This is a genomic window from Formosa sp. L2A11, assembly GCF_009796865.1.
GTDB lineage: Bacteria > Bacteroidota > Bacteroidia > Flavobacteriales > Flavobacteriaceae > Formosa.
This window is the reverse complement of the sequence record NZ_CP047028.1, coordinates 2148800-2167949: the sequence shown is the minus strand read 5'-3', so window position 1 is coordinate 2167949 and position 19150 is coordinate 2148800. Positions and strand designations below refer to the sequence as shown.

The window sequence follows — 19150 nt, the reverse complement described above, 5'->3', positions numbered from 1 at the left end:
TATTTTAAAATGATGCTTCTACATCTTCCATTGAAAATACGGTTCCGGCGTGTTCTAAATTGGTATTAATATCTGCGCGAATGGCTTTTATTCCATTAGCACCTTGAAGCTCTTCTACCTCAACAATTTCTATATGTTCGCCTATGTAATTTTTAGACTGAAGGAATTCAAAATAGCTTAAATATTCACGTTCTATAGTGTTAGTTGAATACACTACACATAATTTATGAGGTTGTGTTATGCGTTCTGTAGTGCCTTTTATTAGGGCCTTGTCTATACGTTTTTTAATCATTTCGTAACGTACATTATAAGCACCATCTACATCAAATTGTTTCTCGTCTATACGGTAACGAATGGTTAACGGTACATCGTAAACAAAAACAAGTGAAGTAACATCTAATTTAACAGGAAGGTCTTTTTGGTTTTCATAATACAAAGCTTCCATTTCGCACATAACCTGAAGTTGCCATATTCTTAGATTAAAAAGTACAGATTCGTGATATTCTTTATGTTCTGAAATAGATTGGCCAACATACATGTTATGCTCAATTCCATCTGTTTTAAATTTTTCGAAATAATGCGGAAATATCGCTTGTGCCTTAACTTGCTTTTTATCTAAAAAGGTAGACAAGTTTTTATTGATGATATTAATGGTTTGATCGTACTGTTTTCTAGCAACATAAAACGATTGTTTATCTTCGCCTAAAGCTTCTAAAAAACGATTAATCTCTTCATTATTTGTCCCTGATGCTTTTAAATACTTAAATAAAGGGTGTACATCTTTTTCGAAAAACAAATGAATTTCTTGTTCCGTATTATTACTAAAATCGGCATCAAGTTCGTAAATCTGTTTATCAATTTTATAAATAAGCTGTTCGTAAAAAGGCATACTTTTAACAGATAACACACCTTGTAAGATCCGTTTGATCTGTGTAAGCGCCATATTTAAATCTGTTTGAATGGCTTTATTTCTAGCCACAGAAGACCCTACAATATCTATTTGGCCATATAAAGGCAAAACGTTTTCAAAAGTAATTTCATTAAAATTAGGAGAATTCCCAGAATCTCTATCTTGTATAAATTGATTTGCTTCTTCTTTAAAACGCCATTCTACTGCAGGATGAATAGATGTACATTGATTTTGAATAATAGCACTTATTTCATTGTCATATTCTGTGATAGATCGCTTAGAATGACTTAAAATAAATGGCATTATAGTATCTAATTTTACCTTATTTATTGCGTTTAATTGATTGACTTTATACGCCGCCAATTCTACAATAAATTGCAATTCATCATCTATTACAATAGGTAATAAAATAGCACTTTTAAATCCTTTTTCTAATAATGTATTACTTAACACATTGCCATGAGATTGTTTAGCATAGCTAGGTACATTAGATAATACTACAGGCTCATAATCTACAAATAACGTTTTATAAACATATTTACAGGCATAAGACTGGCAAGAAATAGAATGTCCTTTGTGTAAGGTTAATGCGTTTACTCCTTCACCAAATGGGCGAATTAAATTATCTCCATCTACAATGTAATTTCCAATTTCAAGATCATCAATATTAAATATTTTTCGAAGATCTTCTAAAATTCTGTTAGAACTATTAACATTTCCTTGAATAAGATGCGTTTTAAACTCGTCTATTTTTTCATCTAAAGTTGTATCTATCATACTTATCAGACCAAAACCTTCAACCGTCCAAGAATTGTCTGGAAAATAACGATGCCAAACCGATTTGTCTTGCGCATTTTCTAAAAGTTCGTTTAAAATCTCAGGCGTAATTTCTACCGCATTCGCATTGGGATAAATATTTAAAAAATCGGCATTAAATGTAATTCTATATGTTTTTACTTTTCCTGAACGATCCTCTAATTGTATTTGTTTAGGTCGTTCAAAATCTACATTAAATCCGTAATACGTATTTAAAATAATAGCATACGGGTTTAAATCTATTGAGTTTTCGTTGTCTTTATATAACTTTCTTAATACATCATTTACATCTGAGGTTGTTTCGTTTATTATCTTTTCAAAACGGTTAGATACATAAAAATGTGCATTAGAATATGGAAATAAAGCGGCTTTAATTTCGTTATTTCCTAATGCCGGCGGAAACAAAAACGCCATAATCTTATCTACGTCCTCTTTATAAGTATTAAAAACATCTAAAGAGCGAATACCTGTAACTAATTCTGGATTTTCTTCTAGAATAGCAAGAACTTGTTGTGCTAAAAACTGTTCCATAGGATGTTCTGAAGTCAATAATTTTTCAAAAGTTGACTTTAAATATCGAAATGAAATGATTGGTGTAAATGGTCCTGTAATTAATTGTTCCATATCCGTTTATAATTTAACGCTTACTAAAAAATAATAACTTAAAATAAATGCTAGAGCAGATAGCACTATACCTACCATAAACACAGTATATGTAAGTCTTAGCAACCTATATTTACGCTCTAAAACCAAGCCTAAATAATATAAATCTTTAGTAAGTGAGTTATACAAAGTGTCTTCATTCTCTACTAAATAATCGATTCCCCATTCAAAATCTTCTAAAGTCATTTTATAAAAATTTCCAAAGAATAGAATATTTGTCTTGTTAGATTTAATCATCTCTCGTGTAACATTAACATTAGACGAAACATTTGGACGTGTAGAAATAACAGACAATACAATGGCCGACACACTAAAAAGTAAAAGAATTAATGTTGGATAGACTAAAAATGCATTCGAGGCATTATCTAATTTAGGAACCAGATTAGAAAGCGCTACAGACAAAATAATAGCATTTACAGACAACAAAATATTGGCTTTAGAATCGGCTATATTACTTAATGTCATGTGGTTTCTAAGTGTCACTCTGTACATGGTTTCTACGCCTCGTCCAACTTTTGTACTAGACTGCTTTGCCTTCTTAGCTTCAATTTTATGTATTTCTTTTTGAAGTTTAAAAGCATTCATTTCTTTTTTAGGCTGCAACTTAGCTATAGCAAAGGGTGTGTAAAATTTATGATTTGCAATGAAATCTTTATTTTTTTTCAACCATTCTAATTTAGAAATGTCTTGCTCGTTTTTATATTTTATTTCCTGTCTTAAACGTTCTGAAATCTCGAAAAAATCGTCTGAGGCCACATGCGCACAATCGGCATCTTTAATTATCTTTTCAAGCAACGTTTTAGGCTCTACTCCTATTTTTGTTACAAGAATAAGTTGTTCAACTATAGATAAATCTGATTGAGAGAAACCAGCATCTTTCATAAATTGTTGTGCAATTACAACACTTGCTTCTTCATGTCCGGCTTCAACGTTAACATAACCCGTATCGTGAAACCAAGCGGCTAACTGTAACAATAAAGTATCGTGCTCTGTACATTTTTCCTTCTTAGCAAGTTTTGTAACCGTCTCTAAAACATTACGTGTATGCGCTATATTATGATAATAATTTTTAGGAGAAAGCTGAGTTTCAAATAAATTAGTAACATAATCTTCAGACTGTTTTAAGCGTGTATCTTCCATATTTTAAAGGTAATGAATTTTAACAGGGAACACTTCCTTCCAGAAGTTTCCTATAATAATCAAACTATAAGTAGTAGTCGTAAAATTTCACAAAACTCAACACCAAAAGATAATAAACTTAAAATTAGTATTATCGCTGTTTTGCAAAAATCTCGTTTACGGTCGCTCTATAGTTTCTCGGGCTTCCGTTTTTCTTGATGGCTTTATACACTTTCCTTGGATCGTTGAAAGATTGAGAAAAGTATTCCCAAAACCCTAACATTTTCATTTTTATAGGCATTGGTCCAGATAAAGCTTCATCGTATTGCTGATAAATAGTATCGTGAAATGCTTTAAAAATTTGCCATCTATCTTTAGGATATTCCGTCGTGTTATCTCTTATCATTTGTGGTAAAAACGGATCGGCAATTAAGCCTCTACCAATCATCCAATGGTCTATACTCGGGAAGCGCTCTTGCAAGTCTCTATACGCTTGCACACTTGTAACATCTCCGTTATAATAGAGTTTATGCGGACTCTGATCTACACAGTTTTGAAAAGCATCTAAATCTGTTCCGCCTTTATACAGTTGTTTACCTATGCGTGCATGAATAGCAATATTCTTAATTGGATATTTTTCTAGTATAGGAAATACGCCAAGAATTTCGGTAGGATCGTCGTATCCCATGCGCATTTTCATAGAAATGGTAATGTCGCTTTCGTTATGGGCTTTATGTAAAACGTCGTCTATTTTTGAAGGATTACAAATCATTCCCGATCCCATACCTTGTTTGGTAACCATTGGGTATGGGCAACCTAAATTCCAATTGAGTTCTGTGTAACCTAAAGATTCAATGTATTTAATTACGAATAAAAACTCATCAGGATCATTAGTCATCACCTGAGGAATTAAATGCGGAACCGTATTATTTTCAGGATCTAAATCGCGCTGATAGTTATTCTTAATTACCAGCTTTCCATTCAGCCTAATATATGGCGCATAAAACGTATCTATCCCGCCAAAATACTGATGAAATGCATTACGAAAACGAAAGTCTGTAAATCCTTGTAAAGGCGATGATAAAAGAGTGATGGACATCCAAAAAATTATTTTTGCAAAAGTAGTGAAAAAACAAAATCAACTTGATTAAAAAAAGAATACCTTCAATAGTACTTATATAAATGGAAACCTTTTAAACTTCAGCATCCACAATAGTCTCTTCAAAAAGAATTCCGCCTTTATACATTTCTTTTAAAACGGGACGAATTTGTCTACCAAGATCGGTTAAACTATATTCTACTCTGGGTGGCACTTCAGGAAATACGGTACGTTTTACTAATCCGTCTGCTTCTAACTCTTTTAACTGTTTGGTAAGCATGCGTTCGCTAATATCTGTAAGCAATCGCACCAATTCGCTGTAGCGTTTATCGCCTTGGTATAAATGCAAGATTATTGTCCCTTTGCGTTTCCCTTTTACTGTATTTATAAATGTGTCTATCGGACAATAACTTTTTTTCATTTTTTTTCTGTCGTAAAGTACTGTAAACATACAAATCTGTACAAAATGTTCGTTAGTGCACTTTTTGTAAGCTCTTGATAATTACTATAATTATACTGATATTTATACAAAAATAAGTAAAAACTAATAGATTAAAGATGAAACAAGTCAATTCAACATTTAAAGCATTTAGAGTAGAAGAATCGGATGGAGATTATAATTGTTCGATTAAAGACATGTCTTTTAGTCCTTTAGAAGACCATGAAATCTTAGTAAAAGTAAAATACAGTTCCTTAAATTATAAAGATGCTTTATCGGCTTCTGGAAACAAAGGCGTAACTCGTCATTTTCCGCACACACCAGGTATTGATGCCGTGGGTATTATTGAAGAATCTACAGATACAAATTGGACTGTTGGCGAACAAGTAATTGTAACTAGTTACGATTTAGGAATGAATACCGATGGCGGATTTGCCGAATATATAAAAGTACCTTCGTCTTGGGCTGTAAAACTACCCGAGCAACTTAGTATGAAAGATGCTATGGTTTACGGAACAGCTGGCTTAACCGCAGGAATGTCTGTATTAAGACTTACCCAACTTGTAAAACCCGAAGACGGAAAAATCGTCGTTTCTGGTGCAACCGGAGGTGTTGGAAGCCTAAGTGTTTCTATTTTAAGTAAATTAGGATACGATGTTGTAGCCATAACAGGAAAAGAATCTGAACGTGATTTTTTATTCAGTTTAGGTGCTAAAGAGATCTTATTAAGACAAGAAATTGAAAGTATGGCTAGTAAGCCCTTATTAAAACCGCTTTTTGCTGGTGGAATTGATACCGTTGGTGGTGTTATTTTAGAAAACATAATAAAAACAACAAGCCCAATGGGAGCGATTACCTGTTGCGGAAACGTAGCATCTCCTAAATTGGAATTAACCGTATTTCCTTTTATTTTACGTGGAATTACTTTAGTTGGAATTGATTCTCAGAATTCTAAAATGAAAGATCGTACTCTAGTTTGGGAGAAATTAACTAGCGAATGGAAACCAGAACACTTAGTAAACACAAGCAACGAAGTTACGCTTGAAGATTTAAACAAGAACATACAACTGATGCTTAAAGGTCAATTAAAAGGAAGAACTATTGTTAAAATTGAAAACTAATTGCATTTTGAAACACATTTAGTTATAACTGAATATATCTTAAAAAAGCGCCTTAAATACAATTCGTATTTAAGGCGCTTTTTTTATAATTTATGATCTAATCTGTATGTTGAAGGATTAACGTGCACAAACTTCTTAAAAAATCTAGAAAAGCTACTCATAGAATCGAAGCCTAAAACATAAGCTAGTTCTTTAATGGTAATTTCACTTTTTACAAGTCGGCGTTTGGCTTCTGTAATTTGTCGTTGCTGAATTATTTGTTTCGCAGTAACATTTAGTTTGTCTTTTAAAATCTGATTTAATCGTTTTTCGCTAATACTCATCTCTTTTGCATAATAATCTGCTTTCGTCTCCTTTAAAAAGGAAGTTTCCATGAGTTTTAAAAACTGAAATACCCGTTTCTGGTTTAAATCTTGATCGATAAACCTGTTATTCTGAAAACGAATTAAATGTAACATCAAAACCTTCAGCAGTGTTTTAACAATAATAAATGACGCATTTTCATTCTTAAATTCGTCTGTAATCATATCTATTACATTCCGAATTTTAATTGTTTTATCTCTGCCTTCAATAGTGAGACGTTTAGAATTATTAAACATAAACATGATATCTAAAGCATATTCAATATCATCTTCTTCAATGAATTCACGTTCAAAATTAAACAGTACTCCAGAATTACTCGTCTGCGTATCTGTTGGAAACTCATCGTTTAAAGGCTTAAAACTAATAGCTATCTGGGCTTCATCTAAAAACTCAAAATACATACCAAATGCATTTTCAGAAAGCATATCCGTTTTGGCACACTTGCCTTCTGATATTTTAATTTTATGCTTCCAGATATTTTTACGCATTTACATTTAAAACTAGAATTTAAATGTAATTATAAAAAAACAGAATTTAATCGCCTTCTACTTTTTTAAATGCCAATCCTAAAACAGCTCCTAAAACTAAAGCTATACCAGCTGCACAGGTATAAATAACAGCATAATCGCGAGACAGGTATTCTATAAAAGTCGATAAAAATTGTCCACCAAAAACGCCCATAGAATACAAACCTAAGTTTTTTCCCAAGTTTTTATTAGAGCTCGCTTCAATCATCATGTGGTTTAATAGCGGAATGGTAAATCCAAAACCGATACCTATAAAAATAGCAACAAGTATTAAAAGTGGCACACTAGTAAATAAAGACAGTAAAATATATCCAACCATAAAACACGCAAAGCCAAGTGCAACTGTATTTCCGTCGCCTAGTTTACCTACAACTTTAGGCATTTGGCTAGCTGTAATAATAGCAATTAAAGATATAAATGCCATATAATATCCGGTAGAAGAATCACTAAAACCAAATGCTTCTGGCAGGTATAAAGGCAATGACACAAAACTGACGAAGAACAACACCATTGCCGCCATAGACGCATAAAACACCAATCTTACTTTGGGTTTATTCTCTTGTTTTAATATGCCTTCTTCAGGATTTAAATGATCTAACCGTTTAACTCCGGTTAATGTTTTAAATACCAAAACCAAACACACTAATGCTATTAAATAAATGTAAAACGGATATTGCCAGTACCGTTGTCCTAAAACACCACCAATAGACAAAAATATAACGCCACCGAGTTCTATAGACATGCCTTGCCAAGCAATTAATTTCATCCGGTCTGAACCTTTAAATACCTCAGCAATAAAAGATGTAATCGATACTTGCAACATCACTGTTGCACCACCAAGTAAAAAACGGTCTGCTATTAAAATATAATCGTTTGTAATAAAACCACCGGCAACTCCAAAAAGCGCATACGGAATCAGTCCCAAATACAACATTTTTATAGCTCCTAATTTATCTAAAACCTTTCCTATAAAAGGTGCAAAAACCACAACACCCAAAGCAGGTAAAGTGATTAATAATCCTGGAGAATATTTAAAATTTAAATTAAAAACAATGCTTCCTAAAGATGGTGCAATTACAGTTCCAACCATTATGGTTAAACTGCTTATGAGTAAGACGGTAAAAATTCCGAAATTAGATATATTTTTCATGTTGCAAAACTGCAAACATCTTAGTGAATATGTTTGACATCTTTTCTAATAGATAGTGCAAAATTGGAAATCGTGAGTGTTTTAATAAACTAAATACATTTTATAAAAATAAATCTTTCAGAAACACAATCACATATAAGTTACTAGAAACAAATCAATTCGTAAGTAACATAAGTCACTTTACAAGACATCTTTAAACTGTAATTTTGAAAAACATTAAAATACTAGGGATTTTAAATTTTCAAGACGCGTACAATTTCACTTTAATAATACAGACTATGATAAAGGACTTACAAAATTGCTATGGACATGTATTAGAAGACGCATTACTTGAAGAGATTGCACAAGTTGGAATGATTAAAATAATACCTGAGCATGTTAAAATGATTGAAATTGGCGATTATGTAAAATCTATGCCGTTACTTATTTCGGGAGTTATTAAAATTTTAAGAGAAGATAATAATGGTAACGAATTACTACTCTATTATCTTGAAAAAGGAAATACCTGCTCCATGACTATGGCTTGCTGTATAGATAGGCAAAAAAGTAGTATTAGAGCATTTACGGAGACTGAAGTTAAATTGATTTTGGTACCTGTAAATAAGATGGATGAATGGATGGCAAAATATGAATCTTGGAGAAACTTTGTTATTGAAAGTTACCACAACAGAATTCTAGAACTACTTACTACGTTAGATAATATTGCTTTTAAACAAATGGACGAGCGATTGATACAGTACTTAAAAGACCAATCTCGAGTAAACCATACAGAAATAATACACAAAACACACAAAGAAATTGCTTACGATTTACATACCTCTAGAGTTGTTGTTTCTAGGCTTTTAAAGAAGTTAGAAAGATTGAACAAAATAGAATTAGGTAGAAATTATATTAAAGCATTAAAATTATAAACCACTCTTACAACAAACACTATAAAACTATGTCATTTTTAAGTTCATTATTCGGAAATTCTCAACAAAACAAAGCAATTACGGTCTTAAGCGCAGACGATTTTAAAACTGCAATCTCGTCTAAAAAAGTACAATTAATAGACGTAAGAACACCAGGCGAATTTAAATCTGGCCATATTAAAGGCGCAAAAAACATTGACTCATTTTCATTAAATTTTAAAACTGAAATTGAAAAATTAGACAAGAACAACCCTGTTTATGTGTATTGCCGAAGCGGAGCTCGAAGTAAACAAAGTGCTAAAAAACTATCGGCTGCAGGATTCACTGAAATTTATGATTTAAAAAATGGTATTTTAGGCTACAATTAATTCTTATATGAATTTAACAGAAGCATTCTGGAATAACAAATACAAAAATCATGATACGCGTTGGGATTTAGGGGCTGTATCGCCGCCTCTAAAATCCTATATCGATCAGTTAACAAATACAGATTTACGAATATTAATTCCTGGTGGCGGAAATTCTCACGAAGCCGAATATTTACACCGCAACGGGTTTAAAAATGTATATGTTGTAGATGTTTCTGAAATTGCTCTAAAAAACATAAAACACCGTGTTCCTTCTTTTCCTGAAGCCCATTTAATTCACAAGAACTTTTTTGAGTTAGATTCAGTTTTCGATTTAATTATTGAGCAAACCTTTTTCTGTGCTATTACGCCTAATTTAAGACCTGAATATGCCAGAAAAACAAAAGATTTATTGGCCCAAAAAGGAAAAGTTGTCGGTCTATTATTTAATGTTCCGTTGTATGAAGATCATCCGCCTTTTGGTGGAAATGAAGCTGAATATCATTCTTATTTTAAAGACCATTTTAATATTCAATCCATGGAAGCGGCTTATAATTCTCACGAATCTAGAATTGGAAGAGAATTATTTTTTAAAATTCAGAAACAGTAATTCAAAATTAACAAGAAACTAACGTTGTCTTTTTCGACCTTAAAACAGAACTAAATCCAGAAAATTTCACACATAGTCTTCAAGCGATTCTATTCATAATTTCTCACCAAATAATTCACCAATTTCACAACTCTTTCTATTGAGATAGATTTTCTATTATTTTATACTAATTTATAAATAACAGAAAACAAAATATCTACAAAACAAACTATTAATCAAACAGATAAATCTTTAAAAAGATAATACCATTTTTAATTCCCTTAAGTAACCTAAGTAACTGACTACAGTATTTTATTGCCATATTTTTGATGCAATAAATTACATGACAATGAAAAAAGGATACCTTTTAGTACTTAGTTTTTTTCTGTTTAGCATATTACTTCGAGCGCAACAAATTACTCCAATTGAAAAGGCAGAAGTATTAACTAAAGTGATTGAAGAAAACAGATCGATAAAAATCTCTCAGCAAGAATATAAAGAAGCGCAAGCAGATTATAGACAAACAAATGCTGTGTTTTTACCAAACATTAAAGCTTCTCATACCGCAATGGCAACTACAAACCCATTGATGGCTTTTGGGTCTAAATTAAATCAAGAAATTTTAACGTCTAGTGATTTCGATCCTGCATCTTTAAATGATCCTTCTCAAATTGAAAATTACGCTACAAAATTTGAAATACTTCAACCTTTAGTAAACATGGATGGTGTTTTTCAGCGTAAAGCGGCAAAATTTAAAATGACGGCAATGGCCTTACAAACCGAACGTAAAACAGACTATTTAACCTTTGAAGTCGATAACGCCTATATGCAATTACAGTTGGCGTATAAAGCTGTAGATGTCTTAGAAACTGCTTTAGAAGCTGCCATGGCAAATAAAAAATTAGCAGACAATAGTTTTAAACAAGGTTACTTACAACGTGCAGATGTGTTATCTGTAGAAGTGCGTGTAACCGAAGTACAAAACCAATTACAGTCGGCTAAAAGTAACGTGCAAAATGCCTCTAATTATATTTCCTTTTTAATAAACGATAATTCAGATGTTGTGTTTCAGCCTACAGATAGTTTAACGGTAAACATCACGCCTTTAACAGACAGAACAGTATCTGAAAACAGAGCAGATATTAAAGCCATGCAATTATCTACAGATGCATACCAAAATATGTATAAAGCAGATAAAATGACTTTTTTACCACGTTTAAATGCTTTTGGAAGTTATGAATTATACGACGACCAGATTTTTCATGCAGATGCTAGCGGTTATATGTTTGGAGCACAATTAAGTTGGGATGTGTTTCAGGGATCTAAACGTTTTGGTAAAACACAGAAAAGTAAAGCAGCCTTTGAAAAATCTAAATACCAGTACGAGCAATATGTGTCCCAAAGTAATTTAGAATTTAACAAAGCACAACGTATGCTTTTAGATGCAGAAAGCAAACTAAAACTTACAACCTTAGCCTTAGAACAATCTAAAGAATCTTTAAGAATTAGAACCAACAGATTTGGTGAAGGTTTAGAAAAAACATCAGATTTATTATTGGCAGACACGCAATACGCAAAAAAGCAATTAGAATACTACCAAACGATTTTTGAATACAATTACGCACAAGCATATTTACAATTTTTAACTAAAGACTAATTAATCAAGATGAAAACATACACCTATATAATCGCAGCAATTGCATTATCAATATTTACAACAAGTTGTGGTAGCGATGAGAAAAAAGTAAGTGCAGACACTACGCCACCAATAGCTGTAAAAGTAAGTGCAATACAGGAAAACACAAACAATCCTTTTGTAACGGCTAGCGGAAAAATTCAAGCAAAAAACAGTGCAGATTTAAGCACACGTATTATGGGCTATGTAAATAGTATTCCTGTAAATGTGGGCGATAAAGTACGTAAAGGACAACTTTTAGTGTCTATTAATAATGCAGATTTACAAGCCAAAAGTGCTCAGGTAGATGCTGGTATTACAGAAGCTACAGTTGCTTTTAATAATGCACAGAAAGATTACAACAGATTTCAAAATTTATTTGCAGAAAATAGTGCCTCTCAAAAAGAGTTAGACGATATGACTGCAAATTATGAAATGGCTAAAGCACGATTAGAATCGGCTAAACAAATGAAAAACGAAGTCAATTCTCAGTTTGCATATTCTAATATAAAAGCGCCTTTTTCTGGAATTGTAACCAGTAAAACTATTGAAGTTGGCGATATGGCTAATCCAGGTATGCCTTTAATTTCTGTAGAAACTCCAGGTCTTTTTGAAGTGATTGCAAGCGTACCTGAGAATGAAATATCTGAAATTAAAACAAATACAGAAGTACAGGTTAATGTAAAGTCTATTAACAAAATAATTCCAGGAACCGTTACAGAAGTAAGCACATCTGCAAAAAATACTGGCGGACAATATTTAGTAAAGGTTGCATTAAACAGCACAGACGTTCCTATTTTATCGGGAATGTTTACAACGGTACAATTTCCTGTTGCTAAAAAAGCATCTGCAACTAGTATGATATTAATTCCTAAGTCTGTCTTAGTTACTCGCGGACAACTTACTGGAATATATACTACAAGCCAAAGCGGAACTGCTGTTTTACGTTGGTTACGTTTAGGACGTACGTATGGAGATACTGTAGAAGTATTATCGGGTTTATCTGCGAATGAATCGTACATCGTATCTGCCGAAGCAAAATTATTTAATGGTGCAAAAATTTCAATTCAATAACTAACACACCGCGTTAAGGATAACAGCGACATCCTTTTTAATGTGCCTTAAAACACATTAAAAAGATATAGCAAATAGCCTGTTAAAACGCCCAAAAAAAGATAAATTATGAAAGAAGGTTTAGCAGGAAAAATAGCCAAAGTCTTTATAGGCTCTAAGCTAACTGTACTTTTAATGATCGTGTTTATGGTTGTTGGAGTGTATAGTTCATTTTTAATTCCGCGTGAAGAAGAACCGCAAATTGATGTGCCAATGGCCGATATTTTTGTGGGCTATCCTGGCGCAAGTCCTACCGAAGTTGAGTCGCGAGTGATAAAACCTTTAGAGAAATTAATTTCGAATATTAAAGGTGTCGAGTATGTGTATTCAACGTCTATGAAGGAACAAGGAATGGTGATTGTTCAATTTTATGTAGGTGAAGATATAGAGCGTTCGTTTGTAAAATTATACAACGAAATTAATAAACATATGGACGAAATGCCTGAAGGTGTTACGTTCCCTCTAGTAAAAACACGTGCGATAGACGATGTGCCCATGTTAGGGTTAACGTTGTGGAGTGAAAACTACGACGATTACCAATTGAAGCAAATGGCGCAAGAATTAACTGACGAAATTGAAAAGGTAAATGATGTCGCTGTAACACATAAAATTGGGGGACGAAACCGCCAAATGCGTGTAGTTTTAGATAAAGACAAACTAGCTGCTAGTGGTTTAGATTTCTTAACCGTTTCTGAAATGATTAAGGCGAATAACAAACAATTAAGCGCTGGAAGTTTTGACAAAAGTGATACGGAATTTATTGTAAATACTGGTAAATTCTTAGAAACTGTTGAAGATGTAGAAAATTTAGTGGTTGGTGTACAACAAAATCAGCCCATTTATTTAAAGCAAGTCGCTACCATAATTGATGGTCCAGAAGTGCCACAAAACTATGTGAGTTTAGGTTTCGGACAAGCAAGTGAAAAAGGCACAACTTACAATTCTGAATATCCTGCAGTAACCATTTCTATTGCAAAACGGAAAGGTGCAGATGCGATGAAAATTGCAGATGTGATTTTAGAAAAAGTAGACCATTTACGTAAACACTTAATTCCAGACGATGTTCATGTAGAAATTACAAGAAACTACGGAGAAACAGCATCTAAAAAAGTATCGGAATTATTATTACACCTTATTGGTTCTATCATTGCAGTAACATTTGTCGTGATGTTAGCTATGGGCTGGCGTGGTGGTTTAGTCGTGTTTTTATCGGTACCAATTACGTTTGCATTAACGTTGCTGAGCTACTACATGTTGGATTATACGCTTAACAGAATTACCTTATTTGCTTTGGTATTTGTAACCGGTATTGTGGTAGATGATTCTATTATTATTGCAGAAAACATGCACAGGCATTTTAAAATGAAACGCTTGCCGTTTAAACAAGCTGCTTTATATGCAATTAACGAAGTTGGAAACCCCACTATTTTAGCCACATTTACAGTAATAGCATCTGTATTACCAATGGCATTTGTATCTGGATTAATGGGACCTTATATGTCGCCAATGCCAATTGGAGCCTCTATTGCCATGATTTTATCTTTATTTGTAGCCTTAACCATTACACCGTATTTGGGATATGTTTTTCTACGTGAAAAAGATAAAAAAGGAGCTCCAGAAAAGGTAGAGAAACCAATGGAAGAAACTCGTATTTATAAATTATACAATAAATTTGAACGCCCTTTACTTGAAAACAAAAAGAAACGTTGGTTGTTTTTAGGAATTACATTCTTAATATTAATGGCATCTATGGTATTGTTTTTTACAAAATCTGTAGCTGTAAAAATGTTGCCTTTCGATAATAAAAATGAATTCCAAATCGTGGTCGACATGCCTGAAGGAACGACATTAGAACGTACTGCTGTGGTAACTCAAGAAGTCGCACAATACTTATCTACTAGACCAGAAGTGGTAAACTACCAAAGTTATGTAGGAACCTCTGCGCCTATTACCTTTAATGGTTTGGTACGTCATTACGATTTACGTGGTGGAAGTAATATGGCAGATATTCAAGTGAATCTAGTAGACAAAGAAGAACGTACTGCACAGAGTCATGATATTGCACGTTTGTTACGTCCAAAAATACAGAAAATAGGTTCTAAATATAATGCTAATGTAAAAATTGTTGAAGTTCCGCCAGGACCTCCTGTAATGTCTACCATTGTTGCAGAAATTTATGGACCGGATTACGACGAACAAATTAAAGTAGCCAATCAAATTCAGAATATCCTTAAAAACACCGATGATGTTGTAGATGTAGATTGGATGGTTGAAGCTGACCAAGTAGAATACGAATTTAATGTAAATAAGGAAAAAGCAATGTTGTACGGTGTTGCACCGCAACAAATTGTATATACACTAAACATGGCATTGTCTAACAGAGCAATTACAACACTTTACGATGAAAATGCATCTAAACAAGTAGGAATTGTTTTAGCCTTAGATGAAAAAGAGAAATCGACTTTAAGTGATATTTCACAATTAAAAGTAAAATCTAATCAAGGCCAAATGATTACGATTGGCGATTTGGTAGATATTACACCATCTACAAAAGCAAAAAGCATTTACCGTAAAAACCAAAAACGTGTGGTTTATGTTATGGGAGATATGGCCGGGAAATTAGAAAGTCCTGTGTATGCCATTTTAGGCATGGAAGACAAACTAAAAGATGTTACACTTCCTGAAGGTTACAAGCTTGATGAAATGTATTTAGGTCAGCCAGAGTTTGAGGATAATTACACCGTAAAATGGGATGGTGAATGGCAAATTACTCTAGAGGTATTTAGAGATTTAGGAATTGCCTTTTTAGGAGCGATTATTATTATTTACTTACTAATTGTTGGTTGGTTCCAGAACTTTAAGGCACCAATCGTTATGATGGTTGCAATACCTTTATCGTTAATCGGAATTATACTCGGTCACTGGATTATGGGAGCATTCTTTACCGCAACCTCTTTTATTGGAATGATTGCATTAGCAGGAATTATGGTTAGGAACTCCGTGTTACTAATCGACTTTATAAATTTAAGATTAGAAGAAGGCATTCCTTTAAAACAAGCCGCTATTGAAGCTGGAGCAGTTAGAACTACACCTATTTTATTAACAGCAGGGACTGTAGTAATTGGAGCCTTCGTGATTTTATTTGATCCTATTTTTCAGGGATTAGCGATTTCGTTAATGGGAGGAACTATTGTTTCTACTGTGCTTACTTTATTGGTAGTACCATTAGTGTATTATATGATTGAAAAGAAAAATTATAAGTAAAATATTTTTCCCGCAGATTGTAAAAATTATCATAGAAAACAATCTGTGGGTAACAAAAACATAAACAAATTAACAGCAGGAACTGTAGTAATTGGAGCCTTCGTGATTTTATTTGATCCTATATTTCAGGGATTAGCGATTTCGTTAATGGGAGAAACTATTGTTTCTAAGGTATTAACTTTATTAGTAGTGCCGTTAGTGTATTACATGATTGAAAAGAAAAATTATAAATAATTAGCCCAATCGGATGCAATCGGAACTGCAAACAAACTAACATGTATAACCATTAATATTAGTTCTCGATTGCACACGAAAAGGCATTAACATTACACATCATGAAATTAGTTATAGTAACATCTGTAGGCGTGTTTCAAAAGGATATTTTGAGGCTCTTTAAAGAAGCAAATATTGAAAATTTAAGCAGTTCGGATATTGAAGGTTTCAAAAATAAAAATTCTGTATTAATGGAACCGCAATGGTTTTCTGGAGAGAAATTAAGTAATGAATCGCATTTATTTTTTTCGTTTACTGAAGATAAAAATATTGATACATTATTTGAATTGATAAAAGCATATAACTCAAAATTAAAAATGAACAGTCCTATTAGAGCGATTGTTGTTCCTGTAGAACGCTATATATAAACAAAAAAACAAATAACATGTTAAATACATATTTCAGAATTATTGTAGGCATAATGGTTTTATTAAGCGTTGTTCTTACGGTGTACGTTAGCCCAAATTGGATGTGGTTTACGGTATTTATTGGCGTAAACTTAATACAGTCTGCCTTTACAAAATGGTGTTTATTAGAAACCATTTTAAAGAAATTAGGCATTAAATAAGGATCTTTTTTTTTATTAAGAACATAACTTAAAAGCCATAATTAATTTTAGTTCCCGGTTTTTCATGTATTAAATTGAGATAAAAAAACCAGGTATTTTTAAGTTATGTTCTATATAATTTCTATTGCATTTCAATATTAAAAACAGCGCAGTACATATAAATATCAGATGTATTTTTGTTAAATTTACGTATCGTCTAAGTGCGAAGTTTTCATTATTAAAAATAATTCTTTTTTTTAAAGACTTCCGCTTATAAATCACTGAATGGTTAGTAGTTTTAAACTATAAACATGGATACACAAACAGAATTATTAGAGTACCCTTTTGAATCGTTATCGTACAATTTACTTCCTGGAGCTGACGAATACGAATGTATTAAACATCATTTAAAGTTAAAAAACACCTCACAATTTAGAACAGAGGTTGGTACCATTAACGATCATGTACATATAAAAGATATTTCTGTAGAAGAAAATCGGTTTTTTAAATACCAAATAATAAAACCAAAAGGTAAAACAGCTGCAAAAAAAATAATATTCCTTTTTCATGGTTTTAACGAACGCGATTGGACCAAATACTTACCTTGGGCAGAGGCCATTTGCGAAGGCACAGGTAATCCTGTTATTTTATTTCCTCTAGCTTTCCACATGCAACGTGCTCCTAAATATTGGAGTAGTAAAAGAGATATGTATAAACTAAGTGAGGAACGCAAAAAAAAATATCCAAACATTATAAATTCAACATTATCTAACGTTGCTATAAGCATGCGATTACATGCCATGCCACAACGTTTTATTTATTCAGGATTACAAACCTATCATGACATTATTCAGCTTATAGAAGAGTTTAAATTAGGTAAAAACCCTGATATAAGTAAAGATTTTCAATTCGATATTTTTGCCTATTCCATAGGAGGGTTTCTTGCACAAATTCTAAAACTCACAAACTATAAGAACTATTTTTCTAATACCAAAATGTGTTTATTTTGTAGCGGAACAACCTTTAATAGATTCTCTTCTGTGTCTAAATTTATTTTAGATAGCGAAGCCAATGTCGCTTTGTATTCGTTTTTAATTGAACATTTCGATAAATTCTTAAAAAAAGATAACCTCCTTAAACATTATATTTTAGAAGATCATTTAGAAGGTGAAGTTTTACATTGCATGCTCGATTATCAAAAAAAGAGAGATTTTAGAGAAACTTTATTAAAGCAACACGAAGATGATATTTATGCCATAACCTTAAAAAAAGATTATGTAATTCCTTCTTTTGAAATTATTAATACTTTAAAAGGTGCGTACCGAGACATAAACATAAAAGTAGACGAATTAGATTTTGATAGAGAGTATACTCACGAAAATCCCTTTCCTAGTAATTTAACGAATAACGCACAAGTTGCTAAAGATTTTGAACTGGTTTTTAATAAAGTTTGTAATTTTTTCAATGCTTAGTTTATATGTTACATATTATATTTAAACTGATTTTTGGCATTAAAAAAATCTAAGACAAACAAGAATATGAAACTTATTAGGACAAACTCTAAGGATACAGATTTTATAGCACTTGTAAAATTATTAGATGCAGATTTAACAATAAGAGACGGAGAAGATCATGCCTTTTTTGCTCAGTTCAGTACCATTGACAGCATAAAACATGTTATTATTGCTTATAAAAATAATATTCCTGTAGCTTGTGGCGCTATAAAACCTTTTAACACTACAACTGTTGAAATAAAACGGATTTATACAAGAGAACAGAATCGCAGACAGGGTTTAGCAGCCATTATTCTTACAGAGTTAGAAGGTTGGGCCATAGAACTTGGTTATACATTTGCTGTACTAGAAACCGGAACCAAACAACCTGAATCTATAGCCTTGTATAATAAAAGTGGGTATTACATTATTCCAAATTATGCACAATACCAAGGTGTAGAAAACAGTAACTGTTTCAAAAAAAAGTTGTAAAATAAAACTAGGATTAATATTCTCCTAAAAAAAGTCCTACTCCACTACTTTTAATAAGACATAATTAAGCCTAATTCAATAAAATTTTAGTTACAGTTTATTTTAGATAAGAAATATTGCATTTCAGGTTAAAAACAGAGAATTTCATTCAAAATCATTACATTTTTAATATAACTAATATGATCTCTATTTAATATCTTTGCAAGATAAAACCTACTTAATTAAATGTACTTTGGAAT

Annotated in this window: 18 protein-coding genes; 12 read left to right on the top strand and 6 right to left on the bottom strand. The window is 32.3% G+C overall.

All coding sequences use genetic code 11. The features are described 5' to 3' along the window. Positions 1 to 4: 4 nt before the first annotated feature. From GQR95_RS09430 to GQR95_RS09415, 4 genes are all read right to left on the bottom strand, one after another. Positions 5 to 2350 (bottom strand): hypothetical protein, encoded by a 2346-nt coding sequence (locus GQR95_RS09430; protein ID WP_159022933.1) that lies wholly within the window; start codon positions 2348 to 2350, stop codon positions 5 to 7. Between the two features lie 6 nt (positions 2351 to 2356). After that, complete coding sequence (locus tag GQR95_RS09425) at positions 2357 to 3529, bottom strand: Pycsar system effector family protein (RefSeq protein ID WP_159022932.1); 1173 nt, start codon at positions 3527 to 3529, stop codon at positions 2357 to 2359. A 130-nt stretch (positions 3530 to 3659) separates the two neighbouring features. Then, positions 3660 to 4607, bottom strand: coding sequence for a tRNA-dihydrouridine synthase (locus GQR95_RS09420; protein WP_159022931.1), 948 nt, complete (start codon positions 4605 to 4607; stop codon positions 3660 to 3662). 94 nt (positions 4608 to 4701) lie between these two features. Next, on the bottom strand, positions 4702 to 5028 hold the full coding sequence (locus GQR95_RS09415; RefSeq protein ID WP_159022930.1) for a helix-turn-helix domain-containing protein: 327 nt from the start codon (positions 5026 to 5028) through the stop codon (positions 4702 to 4704). 137 nt (positions 5029 to 5165) lie between these two features. Here GQR95_RS09415 and GQR95_RS09410 point away from each other — a divergent pair, with 137 nt between their 5' ends. Then, positions 5166 to 6167 (top strand): YhdH/YhfP family quinone oxidoreductase, encoded by a 1002-nt coding sequence (locus GQR95_RS09410; protein ID WP_159022929.1) that lies wholly within the window; start codon positions 5166 to 5168, stop codon positions 6165 to 6167. Between the two features lie 83 nt (positions 6168 to 6250). Here GQR95_RS09410 and GQR95_RS09405 read toward each other — a convergent pair whose 3' ends face one another. Next, positions 6251 to 7018: a helix-turn-helix domain-containing protein gene (locus GQR95_RS09405; protein ID WP_159022928.1), complete on the bottom strand. Its 768-nt coding sequence runs from the start codon at positions 7016 to 7018 to the stop codon at positions 6251 to 6253. Between the two features lie 46 nt (positions 7019 to 7064). Next, positions 7065 to 8207 (bottom strand): MFS transporter, encoded by a 1143-nt coding sequence (locus GQR95_RS09400; RefSeq protein WP_159022927.1) that lies wholly within the window; start codon positions 8205 to 8207, stop codon positions 7065 to 7067. Positions 8208 to 8485: 278 nt separating this feature from the next. On the opposite strand from GQR95_RS09400, the gene GQR95_RS09395 reads away from it, so the two are divergent. The 11 genes from GQR95_RS09395 (at position 8486) to GQR95_RS09345 (ending at position 18911) form a co-directional block, all read left to right on the top strand. After that, complete coding sequence (locus tag GQR95_RS09395) at positions 8486 to 9118, top strand: Crp/Fnr family transcriptional regulator (protein WP_159022926.1); 633 nt, start codon at positions 8486 to 8488, stop codon at positions 9116 to 9118. A gap of 29 nt (positions 9119 to 9147) precedes the next feature. After that, positions 9148 to 9486, top strand: coding sequence for a rhodanese-like domain-containing protein (locus GQR95_RS09390; protein WP_159022925.1), 339 nt, complete (start codon positions 9148 to 9150; stop codon positions 9484 to 9486). 7 nt (positions 9487 to 9493) lie between these two features. Then, complete coding sequence (locus GQR95_RS09385; RefSeq protein WP_159022924.1) at positions 9494 to 10075, top strand: methyltransferase domain-containing protein; 582 nt, start codon at positions 9494 to 9496, stop codon at positions 10073 to 10075. A gap of 328 nt (positions 10076 to 10403) precedes the next feature. Continuing rightward, a complete protein-coding gene (locus GQR95_RS09380; RefSeq protein WP_159022923.1) occupies positions 10404 to 11711 on the top strand; it encodes a TolC family protein in 1308 nt (435 codons plus the stop codon). 9 nt (positions 11712 to 11720) lie between these two features. Then, entirely contained in the window at positions 11721 to 12803 is a 1083-nt protein-coding gene (locus tag GQR95_RS09375) for an efflux RND transporter periplasmic adaptor subunit (RefSeq protein WP_159022922.1), read from the top strand. 108 nt (positions 12804 to 12911) lie between these two features. Then, complete coding sequence (locus GQR95_RS09370; RefSeq protein ID WP_159022921.1) at positions 12912 to 16106, top strand: efflux RND transporter permease subunit; 3195 nt, start codon at positions 12912 to 12914, stop codon at positions 16104 to 16106. 45 nt (positions 16107 to 16151) lie between these two features. Beyond that, positions 16152 to 16340 carry a hypothetical protein gene (locus GQR95_RS09365; RefSeq protein WP_159022920.1) on the top strand — a complete coding sequence of 63 codons (189 nt, stop codon included), beginning with the start codon at positions 16152 to 16154 and terminating at the stop codon, positions 16338 to 16340. A gap of 101 nt (positions 16341 to 16441) precedes the next feature. Continuing rightward, positions 16442 to 16747, top strand: coding sequence for a hypothetical protein (locus tag GQR95_RS09360; RefSeq protein WP_159022919.1), 306 nt, complete (start codon positions 16442 to 16444; stop codon positions 16745 to 16747). Between the two features lie 17 nt (positions 16748 to 16764). After that, complete coding sequence (locus GQR95_RS09355; RefSeq protein ID WP_159022918.1) at positions 16765 to 16947, top strand: DUF2892 domain-containing protein; 183 nt, start codon at positions 16765 to 16767, stop codon at positions 16945 to 16947. Between the two features lie 290 nt (positions 16948 to 17237). Next, positions 17238 to 18398 (top strand): DUF6051 family protein, encoded by a 1161-nt coding sequence (locus GQR95_RS09350; protein ID WP_159022917.1) that lies wholly within the window; start codon positions 17238 to 17240, stop codon positions 18396 to 18398. Between the two features lie 66 nt (positions 18399 to 18464). Beyond that, complete coding sequence (locus GQR95_RS09345) at positions 18465 to 18911, top strand: GNAT family N-acetyltransferase (RefSeq protein ID WP_159022916.1); 447 nt, start codon at positions 18465 to 18467, stop codon at positions 18909 to 18911. The last annotated feature ends 239 nt before the right edge of the window (positions 18912 to 19150 follow it).

Bases quoted from the DNA above. Each gene is read 5' to 3' on its own strand.
- GQR95_RS09420 (WP_159022931.1), bottom strand. From the start codon at position 4,607: ATGTCCATCACTCTTTTATCATCGCCTTTACAAGGATTTACAGACTTT.
- GQR95_RS09430 (WP_159022933.1), bottom strand. From the start codon at position 2,350: ATGGAACAATTAATTACAGGACCATTTACACCAATCATTTCATTTCGA.
- GQR95_RS09345 (WP_159022916.1), top strand. From the start codon at position 18,465: ATGAAACTTATTAGGACAAACTCTAAGGATACAGATTTTATAGCACTT.
- GQR95_RS09350 (WP_159022917.1), top strand. From the start codon at position 17,238: ATGGATACACAAACAGAATTATTAGAGTACCCTTTTGAATCGTTATCG.
- GQR95_RS09395 (WP_159022926.1), top strand. From the start codon at position 8,486: ATGATAAAGGACTTACAAAATTGCTATGGACATGTATTAGAAGACGCA.
- GQR95_RS09400 (WP_159022927.1), bottom strand. From the start codon at position 8,207: ATGAAAAATATATCTAATTTCGGAATTTTTACCGTCTTACTCATAAGC.
- GQR95_RS09390 (WP_159022925.1), top strand. From the start codon at position 9,148: ATGTCATTTTTAAGTTCATTATTCGGAAATTCTCAACAAAACAAAGCA.
- GQR95_RS09385 (WP_159022924.1), top strand. From the start codon at position 9,494: ATGAATTTAACAGAAGCATTCTGGAATAACAAATACAAAAATCATGAT.
- GQR95_RS09375 (WP_159022922.1), top strand. From the start codon at position 11,721: ATGAAAACATACACCTATATAATCGCAGCAATTGCATTATCAATATTT.
- GQR95_RS09405 (WP_159022928.1), bottom strand. From the start codon at position 7,018: ATGCGTAAAAATATCTGGAAGCATAAAATTAAAATATCAGAAGGCAAG.
- GQR95_RS09380 (WP_159022923.1), top strand. From the start codon at position 10,404: ATGAAAAAAGGATACCTTTTAGTACTTAGTTTTTTTCTGTTTAGCATA.
- GQR95_RS09360 (WP_159022919.1), top strand. From the start codon at position 16,442: ATGAAATTAGTTATAGTAACATCTGTAGGCGTGTTTCAAAAGGATATT.
- GQR95_RS09370 (WP_159022921.1), top strand. From the start codon at position 12,912: ATGAAAGAAGGTTTAGCAGGAAAAATAGCCAAAGTCTTTATAGGCTCT.
- GQR95_RS09425 (WP_159022932.1), bottom strand. From the start codon at position 3,529: ATGGAAGATACACGCTTAAAACAGTCTGAAGATTATGTTACTAATTTA.
- GQR95_RS09355 (WP_159022918.1), top strand. From the start codon at position 16,765: ATGTTAAATACATATTTCAGAATTATTGTAGGCATAATGGTTTTATTA.
- GQR95_RS09410 (WP_159022929.1), top strand. From the start codon at position 5,166: ATGAAACAAGTCAATTCAACATTTAAAGCATTTAGAGTAGAAGAATCG.
- GQR95_RS09415 (WP_159022930.1), bottom strand. From the start codon at position 5,028: ATGAAAAAAAGTTATTGTCCGATAGACACATTTATAAATACAGTAAAA.